Origin of the sequence: Mesorhizobium sp. M7A.F.Ca.US.002.01.1.1 (assembly GCF_004022955.1) — a bacterium.
Lineage (GTDB): Bacteria > Pseudomonadota > Alphaproteobacteria > Rhizobiales > Rhizobiaceae > Mesorhizobium > Mesorhizobium ciceri.
Genome location: NZ_RZQE01000112.1, coordinates 1 through 14,656, shown reverse-complemented (window position 1 = coordinate 14,656; position 14,656 = coordinate 1). Strand labels below are relative to the sequence as shown.

Here is a 14,656-nt window from a genome sequence, read left to right as displayed (position 1 = left end):
GGGTTCATGGGAGTGATCCTTCAACTGCTGAAATGATTCAAGGGTAGTCGGGCCATTGAACCTCTGGCGCATATCGTATCTGGTAAGGTGGGCGGCCGGGGGAGCGATGGCTTGGCTGACCGGTCGCTGTCGACATTGCCCTTTGGTGGCGGCATCCGCCGGGAATTCAGCTGTTTCGGGCAATTTTGTTTGCTTGCCCACGGCAACGATCGATGATCGCGATTTGGTGCATCACCGAACGCAATTGTTCCGGGCCGACAGTGCGTGTCGGCCGGTTCCAGAGCGCCGGCGGTTACCGGTTCGACGCAGTATTCCTTGGCGTCGCTATAGTCGAACATAGCCTGTTCCCTCGCAATCATTTGCAGGACTTGCCGCAGCCGCACGTCTCACGCGCATTGGGGTTATCGAAAACAAAGCCGGATGTTTCGAGCCCAGTGACGAAGTCCACGGTCATGCCGGCGGCATGGGGTTGGGAGCCTCTATCCATGAACACCTTGAGCCCATCTCGCTCGATGATCGCATCGCCCTCACGTGAGACGCTCTCCAGGCCCATTGAGTATTGGAAGCCGGCGCAGCCGCCGGCATGGACCATGATGCGAAATCCTTCCGCCGGCTCGCTGGCGCGGTAAAGAGCGGCCTTGATGGCGGCAACAGCGTTGTCGGTGAGCGTAATCATGGCTCGATTTCTCCTCGGTCCGGCGTTTTCGTGGATCATCTCGCATGGACCGTGCCAAAGGGAAGACGTGTCAAAAACCGTAGGACATCCCGACGTCTCTTATGCTCGATTGCTGGGGAGACGTCCGACAACCGACACTTACTGTCGGGTTTGTCGCGTCCGCGTCACAGGAAGGGCGCCTGAGTTCGCGATGCACTCACGCGTAAAGCAATGAACAGAGCCAAAGATGTTCAGAGCTTGCCGCGGAGCAACTGGCACGATTTTTGTGAAGCCTTCGTTGCGGCGGCAAAATTGCCGGCCGATTCACCTTTGGGTTGCCCTCGCAATCGAAGAACGAAGGAAAGCAATATGATCCATCAGACCCGCCTTGGTGGGAAAGCAGCACCGCCGGTGGTACCCGAATGCTCGATCGGCCGATTGGCGCCGACCACCCAACAATCGCTCGCTACCGGCGATTGGCCGCTGACCGCCCGGAGACAGGATTCGACTGGCATGTGCCTGACGATCGATCGCGTCCGCCGTGCACATCCCTGAGGCCCGTTTTTCGATCGATCGTCAAAAGAAGAACGGGGCAGGGGTAAAAACATGGATCAGCGCAAGAAGCGGTCGCCCAACGAAATCCGGCGTGCGTGGGAAGTCTGTCCGAACATTCCCGCGCGTGATTTCGCCGCCCAATTGGCCATTTCGGAAGCGGAACTGGTCGCGGCCCATTGCGGTTTCGGCGCGGCACGCATCGACCCGCGCGTCAATCACCTTCTGACGGGCCTCGAATTCGTGGGCGAAGTGACGGCGCTGACCCGCAATCAAGGTGCCGTGCACGAAAAGATTGGCGTCTTCAACAGAGTGATAACCGGCAACAATCACGCCATGGTCCTTGGTGACGAATTCGACCTTCGCGTCTTCCCGCAGGCTTGGAGGTATGGTTTCGCTGTTGAAAGGCGCCATCGCGGCGGAATCCAGCGCAGTTTGCAATTCTTCGACGCCGCCGGCGCAGCAGTGCATAAGGTGCATCTCAGGCCGGTCTCCAACCTTCATGCCTATCGAAAGCTGGTGGCCGAGCTCGTATCCGCCAACCAGGAGCCGACCATGTCGCTTAAGGCGAGAGTAGCCGACCTGGGCGCGAGGACTGCGGACTGGGCCGGCACGGTGGACGACCTACGCGAGTACTGGAGCCGGCTGACTGACGTCAACCTTCTAAAGACGCTCAAGCTCAGCCGCTGCCAGGCTTTGCGCATGGTCGGCCAGGATTACGCTTGGCTGCTCGACAATGCCGCAGTTGGCGCCGTGCTCCAGCGTGCGGCCGAAGACGAATTGCCGATCATGTGCTTCGTCGGCAACCGAGGTTCTATCCAGACCCATTCCGGCTTAATCAAGTCGGTCAAGCAGATCGGGCCGTGCATCCATGTGCTGGACGAAACGTTCCGGCTGCATCTCAGGACCCACCAAATCCGTGAGGTTTGGGCCGTGCGCAAGCCGACCAATGACAGTCACGTCACCTCGCTCGAAGCATATGGGTCCGACGGCAAGATCATCATCCAGTTGTTCGGTGCGCGCAAGGAAGGCGAACGCGAGCGCGACGACTGGCGGGTTCTGGCGGAAAACCTGCCTCGTTTCCCCGACAGCTACATGAGAAAAGACCGATCGTCGTCGGTGGGACGCCGGCGCCCATCTGCCTCCGCAGCCAGTAGCCGGGCATTGAAGCCGAGACCGGGGACACGATGACGCAATAAGCGCGCTGTATTATCGCAACGCGATGAGCAGGAAGCAATTTGGCGCTGCCCCATCGACCGCATGGTTACGACGAAGCCGCGGCCTTTGGGCCGAGCTCAGAGGTGACAATAGCGTGAACGCCGCCGACCGTCACTCCCCACCAGGCGGTCAGGTTTTGCGGTTCGGGCCGAGCAAAAATACTGTCAAGACAGCGAGGAACGTGGCAACCGCGCTGTAGACAAAGACACTGGCAATACCCGTGTGATCCACCAATAGGCCACCGCAAGTTGTGCCGGCTGCGATGGCCACTTGGAAGGTTATGACCATCAGTACACCAGCGCTCTCGGCCTGTTTCGGAGCGGCGCGTAGCACCATCCATGTCTGCAATCCGACCGGGACCGCGCCAAAAGCAAAGCCCCATACGGCAACTGCAATTGCCGAGGTCAAGGCCGATGCTCTCATGGTCAGGAGCGAGACAGCGGCTACGGCAATGAGCAGGGGCGGCAGGGCCGCGACCGCCTTGAGACTGTGTTTGGTGAGGAATGCGCCGGCTAAATTGCCGAAGACGCCGGCCGTGCCAAAAGCAAGGAACACGAGCGGGATTGACTTCTTGTCGAGCGCAGGAACGCTCTCGAGAAAGGCGCGGATGTAGGCGAAGCTGGCAAAATGGCCGGAAGCGACCAATAGCACGACTAGCACCGCAACCTTCATCGCCGGATTCTTCGCGACATCCAGCGGACTGCGGAATCTGCGCACTTCGATCGGAGGCAGTGGCGGAATGGTTACGAGTTGCACGAGCAGCGCAACGGCACTCACGATTGCGGCGACCTTGAACGAGGCTCGCCATCCCCAAATGTCACCGACATAAGCGCCGATTGGAGCCGCGCAGACGGAGGCGACAGAAACGCCGGTGAGGATGACCGACATGGCGCGCGGCATGAGGTGACTTGGAACCAGCCGCATCGCCAACGCTGCCGAAATTGACCAAAAACCACCAAGCGATATGCCAAGGACGACGCGTGCCGCCAGCAAAACCGGCAGCGACCCCGCAACCTCCGCCAGAACGTTCGACAGGATCAGCAGGAGCGTCATCGCCCAGATGACGACCCTGCGGTCCAGACGCTTTGTCACGATGGCGATTATCGGTGCCGAGATCGCCGCGACGATTGCGGCCGCTGTTAGCGCCTGTCCAGCCGTGCCCGTGGTGATACGGAGATCATGCGCGAGCGGTGTCAGAACGCTGGCGGGCAGAAACTCTGCCGTCACAAGCCCGAAGGTGCCGAAGGAAAGCGAAATGATGGCACCCCATGCAGGGCCAGAACGTTGATAGGGACTTTCTGGGTCAAGCCGATCTCGGTCGAACAAAGCCGCGTCCACTAAATCTGTCGCCGATTCGGTCATGAATGAGTTCTCCGGCTAGGAGCTGTTGCAGCAGGGGTGGCTACATCGCCGGGGATCAAAGCCGCGAGACCTTCCGGCGGCGGCCAGTCGGCATCAGTCGAGGCCTCGGAGCCCGACGCATCCGAGGCCTCATCGGAGGGCCGACGGACCCAACCGTCGACAATGCGGGAGAGTTCTCGGCGCGGTCGCATCGATCGCATTCGTCGAAGTGCGGTCTGTTCACTGCGAACCAAGCAAGCCGAACGCGGTGTCCTCGATCGAGGCCTTGATGGGGGGATGATCGACGATCTCTATATTGCTTTGAAGCAGGAAGTTCCGTCGCCATATGTGGTTATCCTGGCAGCCAGAATTGAGCGGTTGTCGCAAGCACCAAGGCGGTCGCAATGAGTGCAACGAGGCGGAAGTCTGATCGATGGCTGCGGTTCGATGGCCGCGCGATCGACAAAATTGAGGTGATGAGTTATCCCTTTTGAAGCCGTTGCTCCCAATTCTGGGATAAGGTAATTGCAGGCGGTCCCAGCAACGTCGGGCGGCCTTTTTGGTGATCGAATTCATGGGACGACACTCTCGGTCCGTGACGCATCTGCGAATGACTCCGCAAGTTCCGTGCCATCAACGACAAATCTGGCTCTGCTGAGCGGGTGGTGGAGGCACGAGCGTGGGCTATCCCAAGAGCTTGCCGCAAGGTTGTTCGAAGTTGAGGTGCCGGATAGACCGCAAATATGTCGGGCGGCCTGGGGTTGGCCAACACGAAGATGCGCAAGTTCAAAAGGACGAGCTGAACCCTTGCCGATATCCATCCGAGGCTGATCTGGAGAAGGTCAAGAACTGCGTCTTGAAGGCTTCCGCCGCACCGGCAAATGCTAAGCCAAGGTGCTGGGCAAGATGGACAGGGCCATCCAACCCGTCGACTGGACGCTCATTAATGGCGTCGGTGTGGCTCTGTAGCTGGCGAGAAAAACGCCCTGCTGAAAGACAAAAGCTCGTGTGGCCGGCTCTGAAGGACGGCCAATGAGGCATGCGAGGAGAGGCTATAGTCCATTCGTGTAGACTGATCTTGTCCTACGGAGGCGGCTAACCACCCCGCCAGACATCATCGAGGGGAGCGCCACTAGGCTCACCCCAAGTGTTGGTCGTTTCCACCTGGTGACCTCGGCCAAGTCACCAAGCCGCTTAGCGCAAGCTTTCGAACTGGATGCTCCCCGGGCACATGATCGGCTAGCGATCCCACCAGTTGAGTTGCTCCAAGTCGCTGTCTAGCATTCTACATTCTGTGTCCGACGCTGGACAAGAATGTTGCAATCCCGACCAGCAAGTCAGCGCAGGCGCCACCTGTTGCCCAGCAAACGGCAAGGATTATCGAAAGACGAATTCGGCACGGAGCTTGCACCGACGATTGCATGCAAATGCCGACAGCATCTCATGAACGGTCTCTCGATTCTGGCGCGGTTAAATCGCGGCCGGTTCCAGATCATGTCCCGCCCGAAATGGTGAGGGACTTCAACCTGTTTACGTCGCCCGGCATGTTGCCGACGGCTAACGGGGATCCGCATGCAGCGGTTGCTTGCGTTCATGCCGGGCCTCCGATCTTTTATTCAACCAGCAACACGCGCGACGGTCGGGGTACCTGGGTCATCACTCGCGCGAGCGACCAGCGCCGGGTGCTGCAGGACACCGAAACGTTTTCCAGCCATCGCAGCATCTTCGCCTCTGTGCTCGGCGAGAGCTGGCCGATGATCCCGCTTGAGCTCGATCCGCCATTCCACGGTGTTTTTCGCTCACTGCTCAATCCGCTGCTTTCGCCAAAGCGGGTAATGGCATTGGAGCCGGCTGTCCGGGAACGAGCGATCAAGCTGATCGACAGGATCGCCGCATCAGGCACGAGCTGCGACATCATGAAGGATTTTGCAGTTCCGTTCGCGGTCAATATCTTCCTTCGCTTTATTGGGCTTTCGGACAACGGACTAGAAACATTTGTCGGCTGGGCTAGAGATCTGCTCCACGGCGATAAGGAGCAACGACCACCCGCAGCCCGGACGATCGTGGCCTTCATCGACGAACTTGCCACCGAGCGCCGCAAGGAGCCGGTCGATGATTTCATGACCTTCATCGTGAAGGCAAAGGTCGAGGGTCGTCTGCTCAGTGACGAAGAAGTCCGTGGCATCGGCGTGCTTGTGTTCGTCGCGGGACTCGACACGGTCTCAGCAGCCATATGCTTCGACTTGGCCCATCTCGCGCGCAACCCCAAAGATCAGGAATTGCTACGAAGCGAACCTGACCGGATTGCCGTCGCTGCGGAAGAATTGCTGCGCGCCTATTCGACCATTCAGATGATCCGAGTGGCAACGAAGGATGTCGACTTCAAAGGCGCGCCGATCCGCAAGGGAGATTATGTTTCCTGTGCCACGATGATTGCCAATCGTGACCCGGCGGAATTCGAATGCCCGAATGAGATCGATCTGGCGCGCGAGGACAACCGGCACGCTGCCTTTGGCTATGGTCCCCATCGTTGTCTTGGCTCACACCTTGCCCGGCGGGAGATTGTCATTGGCCTGGAGGAGTGGCTGGCGCGCATCCCAGCCTTTCGGATCAAGACAGGGACTGAACCTATCACCTTCGGCGGCCATGTGTTCGGGATCGAGAATCTGATCCTGGAATGGTCCTGAAGTTTCAGCCAACGACATTGGAGTTCGCTATGCGTGTCGTCGTACATAAAGCCAGATGCCAGGGTCATGCGCGCTGCTGGGCGCGGGCGCCGAGAGTCTTCAAGCTTGATGACGCCGGCTACATCTTGCCCGGTGATATTGATGTTGCCGATGGGGAGCAACTGCTTGCCTCAAAAGGGGTACGAGCCTGCCCCGAACAAGCTCTGGAAGTTGACGAGCCCCCCGCTAACTCAGTTGTAGAGAGAGACACACGCAAAGTGCAGACTGGCATCGGGAAGGACAAAACAATCATACAATTCGCGACAGACCCTGTCGACCACGCGAAAATTACCGAACTGCGTGACCGAGAGGCGATCCGCAACTGCCTGTATCGGTACTGCCGCGGGATAGACCGCGCCGATGAGGCGGCGCTGCGTAGCGCATACTGGCCCGAAGCGTATGACAGGCACGGTCCCTATTGCGGACCGGCAGAGGACTTCATCCAATTTGCTCTCGGTCTGCCGGGGCACCGTAACATCCATCAAATCACGAACAGCCTGATCGACTTCATCAGTTCAGCAGAGGCCGCGGTCGAGAGCTATTTCACCGCGCTGCAACGCGGACCGGATACAGACCAAGAAATACGTCAGACGCTGCTTTGCGGCCGTTACTGCGATCTGTTTCAGAAGAGGCAGGACGAGTGGCGAATTGCGGAACGGACAGTCGTCTACGATTGGGTTGAGGAGCAAATCCCGCCAGCGATTCTTGAGGCAGATAGGTTCGGCCGGCGACAGCCGATTGGAGCACCACATCCAGACGATCCCATCTACCAGTTGCTCAAGGGTCACATCCCCACCGACCAAGATGGCGTCGAGGGTCCCCAACTGGGAGCTGCATAAGTGGGTAGGAATGGAGGATGAGCGCCCTACGGGAACGACATCTGTGTGGGGCCGCGACTGGCGGTCACTGCAACGATTTGGCTCGGCCCTTCATTCCGCCCAAGGTTGATGGGCTGAGATCACAAGCGGTCATCGTGGAGAAGCTCTCGTGAAACTGGCAGCACGCACCGTAATCATCACAGGCGCTGCGGGCGGGATCGGCCGTGCCCTGGTCGATATCCTTGCCGCGGACGGAGACACTGTAGTTGCGGTGGACCTTCCGGGCAGTGGTGTGGTTGAACTGGCTCGGGATCTCGGGTCGCCGCACGTCGGTCTGGAGTGCGATGTGTCGCGAGAGAAGGACATGCTCTCACTTTTCGGCCAGGTCGAAGCACGGTTCGCGCAAATCGATGTCCTCATCAACAATGCGGCGGTTGGACCCACGATGGATAGGATCATCGACACCGCTGTCGATACCTTCCGACGCGGCGTGACAGTGAACCTTATTGGGCCATTCGTTATGGCCCGGGAAGCGGCGCGGCGCATGAAGCCGGGCGGTGCGATCGTCAATGTGGCTTCGATGGCGGGCGTGGTCGGCAATCCCAGGCGCAACGCCTACGCAGCCTCGAAAGCTGGCGTGATCTCGTTGACAAAGTCCCTTGCATGCGAGTGGGCTATGCGAGGAATCCGCGTCACGGCGGTGGCGCCGGGCTCCGTCCGCACCCCAATGGTCACAGAACTGGCACGCGCTGGCAAAATGGACCTCGCGGCGATACGCCGCCGCGTGCCGATGGGGCGCTTGGCTCGCCCCGACGAGATCGCCAGGGTCGTGCGTTTTCTGAGCAGCACGCAGGCGCGCTACATCACCGGCTCGGTGCTGGCAGTCGACGGAGGCTGGATGTCATTCAACCAGCCGGGGGATGCTCACCCGCCGGTGGATGGTGCGCTCCAAGCCGAGCTCTCCTGTCCGGCCGAATGCACAGATGCGCGAATCGTGCTCGTCACCGGTGGCGCAAAAAGCATTGGCGCGGCCGTCGCTCGCCGCTTTGCCGCGAACGGCGACACCGTCGTGATTGCTGATAAAGATGGCACTGCAGCGGCAGAGCTGGCTACATCGCTCCCCGGCAAGCATCTGGCGAAATCGCTGGACGTGGCCGTCGAGAGCGATGTGGTGTCGATGTTCGAAGAACTGAGGGGACGCTTCGGGTATATCGATGTTCTGGTCAATAGTGCTGATACCGCCGACAGGATTGTGCCTGCGATCGAGCAACTGTCGAAACAGCTCGAACACGTCCTGGATGTCAACCTTACCGGCGCCTTCACCTGCGCGCGCGAAGCGATCAAGGCTATGCGCCCGGGCGGCGTGATCCTCAATCTCGGGTCGATCGACAGCTTTCTGCCGTTCGCGCCGCGCCATGCCTACGGCGCCTCCAAGGCGGGGATGGATATGCTGACCCGTTGCATGGCGGCCGAACTCGGGCCGGTCGGAATTCGGACAGCCACCGTCGCTCCTGGCCACATCCGCACGCCCGCACTTGCTCAGTTGGCCAAAGCCGGCCGCATCGACCTGACAGCAATCGGACGACGCATCCCCATGGGCAGGATGGGACGGCCAGAAGACGTCGCAGATGCATCGTTCTTCCTTGCTTCGTCTGACGCCTCATACATCAACGGCTCGATCCTCTACGTGGACGGCGGCTGGACCTCGTTCGGTGATGCGGGAAACGCCAGCGAGCTCTATGACGAATGTTTTGCGGAGGCCGCAGGTTAATTGCCAGGCCTTCGCAGGGCGACCGGCCGAGCATTATGAAGCCTCGGCTCCACGACGCACCTGAGGTGCTTGAGATCCAAGCATGCGCATGCCGAGCACATTCCCGGTCGGCTGACGTGTCTATAACGAGGAGAAATCATGGAATTTGCCACTTTCATTCTGGCCGCCCAGCGTGGCTATCACCAATCCTCAGAAAGCGTCATCCGCAACTCCATCGAACAGGCCGTCGCTTCGGAGCAGGCTGGGTTCAACACCGCGTGGTTTGCTGAGCACCACTTCAACAATTACAGCCTCATACCATCCCCGCTGATGATGGTGGCGCACTGCGGCGGCTTGACAAGCACGATTCGCCTGGGCACTGCCGTCTGCGTGCTGCCGCTTTACCAACCGCAGCGCCTGCTGTCCGAGATCGGCTTCGCCGACATCGTTGCGAACGGCCGTCTCGAGCTCGGCGTAGGCTTGGGATACCAGCAGTTCGAGTTCGAACGGTTCGGCGTGGACATCGATGAGGCGCCGGCCGTCTTTTCGGAATACCTGGACATCATTCTCAAGGGCCTCAACCAAAACGTCTTCGAACACGACGGCCAGTATGAGAAGATCCCCCCAACAGCGATTTCGGTCCGCACAGTCCAGCAGCCGACGCCGCCTATCTGGATCGCTGGCGGAGCCGCACGGATGGCTCGGGCCTACCGCGAGGGGCACAATTTTTTTGTCACAGCCTTCCACGACGGCTTAGAGACTTTGACCACACTGCGTGAATCAGTCGAGAGGGCGGCGGCATCCGAGGAAAAGAACGTCACCGACGTCAAGATATCGCTGCTGCGCTGCTGCTATGCCAGCCACGACGAGTTGGAGATCAACAGCTATCTCGACAATGCCCGCTTCCAGCGCCGGCTTTCTGAAGCCCTGCATCAGCGTCGCCAACAGAGCCACGATGGCTACCTGCTGCAGGAGACACCGACCCAGCAGGATCTGTCCTTCGAGACCATGCGCAAAAATTTGCCGATTGGCAGCGTAAATCGCGTGATTGATCGCCTGCTGGAAGAGATCGATATCTTGAAACCGGACCAGATCGCAGTTCAGACTCAATTGGGCGACTTCGACCAAAAGACGATGCTGCGCCAGATCGAGCTCTGGGGCGACAAGATCATCCCTGCGGTCAACAAGGCGCTTTGTCATGCCGGAAGCTGAAGCCGGCCGTTACGATGATGGCTGCCTATCCAGCGCGCAATGGCGTGGGTCCGAGCTAGGGAGGAGCTTCGATCAGCATGTGCTGCCCTGCGTACATTCACGTTCGCTTGAGGAGGTCCAGGCGGGCGAGGTGTTGGCGACGGAGGGGACAGGCCTTTCGTCTGTCGAATTGCGTGATGTCTTGGCCGCAACTTTCCCGTCTACCTCCAGCAGCGTATTCGCTTTGGAGGAGTTGAGCGAGCCCGAGCCGGAACTGGAAGAGGAACTGCTACGCCGGCTGCTGCTAGCGCATGCTGCGCCGGCCGACCCGGCGAGCGCCCGCTTGGCCAAGATCATCGCCCGGCGTGCGATGCGCATGGACCATCTTTGGCGGGATCTTGGCCTCTCAAATCGCGCTGAGCTCAGCCGCCTGCTTGCCAGACATTTTCCCGCGCTGGCGGCAGGCAACACAGAAAACATGAAATGGAAAAAGTACTTTTACCGCAAGCTGTGTGAGGCCGAAGGCTTTTCGTCATGCACAGCACCCAGTTGCGGGGAATGCCATGACTTCGAAAGCTGCTTCGGCCCGGAGGAAGTTGAGAGTCGCCTCTCGCCGACCACGAATGTCGGTTAGTCACTTCGCTTGATCGCAGCTGCGGACAAACGCTTATCGCGGCGCCGTCGTATGGAGGAAGGGATGTTCATCGCCTCGCGATATTTGGTGACGGTACGGCGAGCGACATCGATGCCGGTCTCCTTGAGTTGAGCAACGATGTCTTCGTCGGAATGTACCTTGTCGAGCGATTCTTCGGCTATGATTGCCTTGATCCGATGGCAGACAGCTTTGGCGGAGTGCGCATCGCCGCCCTCGCAGGATGCGATTGGCGCAGCGAAAAAATACTTCAGCTCGAACACCCCGCGCGGAGTCAACATGTACCTGTTCGAAGTCACCCGGCTTACCGTCGACTCGTGCATGCCGATCTCGTCAGCGACATTTTTGAGACAGAGAGGCCGCAGATGGGCGGCGCCGTGTGTAAAAAAGGCATCCTGCTGGCGCACGATTTCGGTCGCAACCTTAAGGATCGTCTTAGCGCGCTGCTTGAGACTGCTGATCAGCCAGTTCCCTTTTTCCTGGCAATTGTCGAGAAACGCTTTGCCTTCCGGATTTTGCTTGGTCAGCTGCGAGATTTCGGCGACATAGGTGTGGTTGATCAACACTTTGGGCAGCGTGGCCGGATCAAGCTCCACCCGCCATCCACCTTCGGACTTGGGCATTACCCAGACGTCCGGTACGATGGTTTCCGGCGTCCCGGACTGGAACCGGTCTCCAGGCTTGGGATCGAGCGCGCGGATTTCGTTCCTCATGTCGAGGAGATCCTCCTCGTCGACTCCGCAACGCTGCTTCAATCCCTGAAAATCCCCCCGTGCAAGCATCTCGAGATTGGCGACCAAAGCTGCCATAGCCGGGTCGAACCGGTCTTGCTGGCGCAGCTGAATCTCCAGGCATTCGCTGAGAGTTCGCGCAAAAATGCCCGGCGGATCAAATTGCTGCAAGATTCCGATGACCCGTTCCACATCAGCTTGCCGAACGTTTAACGTCCTGGCCAGATCGAAAAGGTTTACCTGAAGATAGCCAGTGTCCTCCAGATGAGCGGCGAGCTGTCCGGCAATCAGCCGCTCCTGGGGGGTGAACGGGTTGAGGGCGACCTGGCGGGCGACATGGTCGTGCAATGTTTCGGTGTGGGCGGTAAACTCCTCGACGGCAGGTCGATCGTTGCCGCTACTGCGTTGCGACTTCCATTGCCCGCGCCCGCCAGACGGCCCGCCAATGGGCGATTCGCCGATTTCGCTTCTGCTTTGACTGCTCCGCTGATCCACCCCTGGCAGCGGCGAATCGTCGTCAAACGGGTCAGGCTTCAAAACGGGGTTCTTCTCGAGTGCCTGCTGCACGAGCTGATGGAGTTCAGTATGCGTCAATCGCAGCAAGCGAATAGCTTCAATGGCTTGAGGCGATAAGACCATACGTTGCTTCTGGCGTTGAAGCAGGCTTGCTGAGAGATGCATGTTGAACCGTGATCTGCCGAGGAGGCTCTAGTGTGTGCTTGGGTTGTGTGAGACTTTCCACTTCTGGGTCATGCCGCCGCCTTCAATTTGTCGAGAACGTTTTGCGGGGATGAAACGCCATAGGGGTCCGTCTCGCAGTTGTCACAGAAGCCTTCCTCCTCGAACCACTGCTCCACCACGCCATCGTCGATCAGAGCGGCGTATCGCCAGGAGCGCATGCCAAAGCCCAGATTGTCCTTCGCGACCAGCATGCCCATTTTGCGCGTGAACTCGCCCGACCCGTCTGGGATCAGCTCGATCTTCTGCAGCCCCAAGGACTTTCCCCACGCATTCATGACGAAAGCATCGTTGACCGAGACGCAGTAGATCGCGTCAATTCGCAGTTCCAGAAATTGATCATAGAGTTTTTCGAAATCGGGCAGTTGGAAGGTCGAGCAGGTCGGGGTGAAGGCGCCAGGCAGCGAGAACAGGATGATGCGCTTGCCCCCGAAATAATCGTCGGAGGTCTTGTTCTCCCACTGATAAGGATTTGGCCCCCCGATCGACTCATCGCGAACACGCGTGCGAAAGGTCACGAGAGGAACGTTCTTTCTATAGGTCATTGATTTGCTTCCAGGCCAAAGTGGTACGGTGCATTTTTCGGTTAAACTGAAGCGGCATCGACTTCGGTCGACAGTTCCGGCAGCCTCGCGCCTTGGCGTGGTTGCCTCGGACCGGTCTTGTGCAAGACCGCCCCCGAGCAGGCACGTTTAACGGCGACGAGCTTCCGCGGAGACGGGGAATTTTGCTCGCGTGCTTTATCGAGCTTTGAGAGGTAGGCATGGTCTGCAACCGTGATTTTGACTGCGTTCTATCGACCGAGTCGCAAGCGCCATGCCAATTGACCCGATGCCTTGGGTTCACTTCGGTTTTTGCAGCAACTTTCGTGTTGTGCAGTAATGCCGGTCGATATTATTGCTCAAGCAGCACTGGAAATTGGGTGCGACTCCGTTCGGCAAACCCGGCCTTTGTCCGAAGCCGGACACGAATGTCGGAAATAGCCAAACGCCAGGATCTGGGGCGGGTTAAGAAACGTTGCCGTGGGCACCGGCTTCAGCACAATTGCGCCACGCGAGCATGGCTCCCAGCGTCAATGCCGTGCAGCAGCGAGACGAAGTCACTGCAGAATATCAACCTCTGCGAAGTCGTTGAAACCCAGCATGTGCGAGCCGTTCGAGGCGCAGATCAAGGCATGCTCGAGGAAGAGCTCGTGCTCTCGGCAGCAAGTGTTGCGACGTCTGACAAGGATCGTCGCGCTTCAAGGAAAAGAACCTGAATGGTGCACGGCTTGTGAAGGCCGGCGCATGGAAATGGCTGGGCTGATCATCCTCCATGAGGGTTGAATGAAGAGCTGGCCCCTATCTCCCTCAGCTGCAACGGGGGGAGATAGGGCATGTCCGTCTATCGCGCTGGGTAACATTCCTCGGTGATGCAATAAGGGGGAGCAATTTCTCATTTCGGCAGACACGACCCAGCTCTCCTTTCATGCGCTGATTCCCCCAGGGGAAATCGCGACTCCAGGCTTCCTATGCAGCGAATCGCGGTGCTGTCCGATGTCCGACAATGTCGGATGCGGATCGTAGCTGGGCTAGATCCGTCACTTTGCCTCGATGGTTTCCCACTGGCCTTATATCTGCTTCGCCCAAATGCGGCGACATAACCTGTGCGGCATCTGTGAATGGATCGACTTCAATCGAGACCTCGGAGGTCCCGATGCGCGAAGGGAGCTTGCCGATATGACGGCCACCATAGCGAACCACGGTCCGGACGACGAGGGGACTTGGATCGGCGGGCCTGCGGCGCTGGGACACCACCGCCTGGCAATCATCGATATCCAGGGCGGCCGCCAGCCGAGGATGCTCCAGGGGGATGGCCGACCTGACTTGGTGCTCGTCTACACGGGTGAGACTTACAACTACCGCGAGCTGCGTCAACAGCTGGCCGGCCTAGTCCATCGCATGAACACGAGCAGTGACACCGAGGTGGTGCTGCACCGCCCCCGCGAGTAGGGCTCTTCGGCGGGTACACTTTTTTCACGAAATCCGTGAATGTTTCTCGCGACATCATCCCGCAATCGGTGGTGCAGCGGGTGAAGAGCCCGTATCCGGCTATCCAGAATGCCGCCTACGACAAAATACTACGTACGCGGTTCACTGTGATGCTGGACGACCTAGTTGTGGAGCTTCAACAGGTTGTCCTCGATCAGGGCGAGGCGACTGATAGGCGTTTTTGACTTTAGGCTGCCATGTGGACGATGCCAATTGTATCTGTGCAGCCAGACAGGCAGTTCGGCGGCACGATG

General features: G+C 59.1%; 12 protein-coding genes and 3 pseudogenes. 9 read left to right on the top strand and 6 right to left on the bottom strand.

What is annotated here, in order from left to right:
* Both EN932_RS38390 and EN932_RS13935 read right to left on the bottom strand, forming a co-directional pair.
* A partial coding sequence (locus EN932_RS38390; RefSeq protein WP_206618932.1) for a hypothetical protein occupies nucleotides 1–201 on the bottom strand: 201 nt, incomplete at its 3' end.
* Between the two features lie 154 nt (nucleotides 202–355).
* Complete coding sequence (locus tag EN932_RS13935; protein ID WP_029356570.1) at nucleotides 356–676, bottom strand: iron-sulfur cluster assembly accessory protein; 321 nt, start codon at nucleotides 674–676, stop codon at nucleotides 356–358.
* Nucleotides 677–886: 210 nt separating this feature from the next.
* On the opposite strand from EN932_RS13935, the gene EN932_RS13930 reads away from it, so the two are divergent.
* Nucleotides 887–1,210: a hypothetical protein gene (locus tag EN932_RS13930; protein WP_126066777.1), complete on the top strand. Its 324-nt coding sequence runs from the start codon at nucleotides 887–889 to the stop codon at nucleotides 1,208–1,210.
* Nucleotides 1,211–1,261: 51 nt separating this feature from the next.
* A pseudogene (locus tag EN932_RS13925) lies at nucleotides 1,262–2,293 on the top strand (ChuX/HutX family heme-like substrate-binding protein); the annotation flags it as partial.
* Nucleotides 2,294–2,554: 261 nt separating this feature from the next.
* On the opposite strand, the gene EN932_RS13920 reads toward EN932_RS13925, so the two are convergent.
* On the bottom strand, nucleotides 2,555–3,787 hold the full coding sequence (locus EN932_RS13920; RefSeq protein ID WP_063169386.1) for an MFS transporter: 1,233 nt from the start codon (nucleotides 3,785–3,787) through the stop codon (nucleotides 2,555–2,557).
* A gap of 1,487 nt (nucleotides 3,788–5,274) precedes the next feature.
* Between EN932_RS13920 and EN932_RS13915 the strand changes: the two genes are divergently transcribed.
* The 6 genes and pseudogenes from EN932_RS13915 to EN932_RS13895 all read left to right on the top strand — a co-directional run bounded on the left by EN932_RS13915 (nucleotide 5,275) and on the right by EN932_RS13895 (nucleotide 10,885).
* Entirely contained in the window at nucleotides 5,275–6,453 is a 1,179-nt protein-coding gene (locus EN932_RS13915) for a cytochrome P450 (protein ID WP_063169385.1), read from the top strand.
* Nucleotides 6,444–6,605 (top strand): annotated as a pseudogene (locus EN932_RS38865) (ferredoxin); the annotation flags it as partial. The gene EN932_RS13915 and the pseudogene EN932_RS38865, both read left to right, overlap by 10 nt.
* A gap of 138 nt (nucleotides 6,606–6,743) precedes the next feature.
* Entirely contained in the window at nucleotides 6,744–7,331 is a 588-nt protein-coding gene (locus tag EN932_RS13910; RefSeq protein WP_050580531.1) for a nuclear transport factor 2 family protein, read from the top strand.
* 148 nt (nucleotides 7,332–7,479) lie between these two features.
* Nucleotides 7,480–9,081 carry an SDR family oxidoreductase gene (locus tag EN932_RS13905; protein ID WP_063169384.1) on the top strand — a complete coding sequence of 534 codons (1,602 nt, stop codon included), beginning with the start codon at nucleotides 7,480–7,482 and terminating at the stop codon, nucleotides 9,079–9,081.
* Between the two features lie 138 nt (nucleotides 9,082–9,219).
* A complete protein-coding gene (locus EN932_RS13900) occupies nucleotides 9,220–10,272 on the top strand; it encodes an LLM class flavin-dependent oxidoreductase (RefSeq protein WP_063169383.1) in 1,053 nt (350 codons plus the stop codon).
* Complete coding sequence (locus EN932_RS13895) at nucleotides 10,259–10,885, top strand: nitrogen fixation protein NifQ (RefSeq protein ID WP_063169382.1); 627 nt, start codon at nucleotides 10,259–10,261, stop codon at nucleotides 10,883–10,885. Before EN932_RS13900 ends, EN932_RS13895 begins: the two co-directional genes overlap by 14 nt.
* Here the strand turns inward: EN932_RS13895 and rpoN are convergent.
* On the bottom strand, nucleotides 10,882–12,315 hold the full coding sequence (rpoN, locus tag EN932_RS13890; RefSeq protein ID WP_063169381.1) for an RNA polymerase factor sigma-54: 1,434 nt from the start codon (nucleotides 12,313–12,315) through the stop codon (nucleotides 10,882–10,884). The genes EN932_RS13895 and rpoN overlap by 4 nt on opposite strands.
* 68 nt (nucleotides 12,316–12,383) lie before the next feature.
* Nucleotides 12,384–12,917 (bottom strand): peroxiredoxin, encoded by a 534-nt coding sequence (locus EN932_RS13885; RefSeq protein ID WP_063169380.1) that lies wholly within the window; start codon nucleotides 12,915–12,917, stop codon nucleotides 12,384–12,386.
* A 1,173-nt stretch (nucleotides 12,918–14,090) separates the two neighbouring features.
* Here EN932_RS13885 and EN932_RS13880 point away from each other — a divergent pair.
* Complete coding sequence (locus tag EN932_RS13880) at nucleotides 14,091–14,363, top strand: hypothetical protein (RefSeq protein WP_199489650.1); 273 nt, start codon at nucleotides 14,091–14,093, stop codon at nucleotides 14,361–14,363.
* 161 nt (nucleotides 14,364–14,524) lie between these two features.
* On the opposite strand, the pseudogene EN932_RS13875 reads toward EN932_RS13880, so the two are convergent.
* Nucleotides 14,525–14,656, bottom strand: a pseudogene (locus tag EN932_RS13875) (IS481 family transposase); the annotation flags it as partial.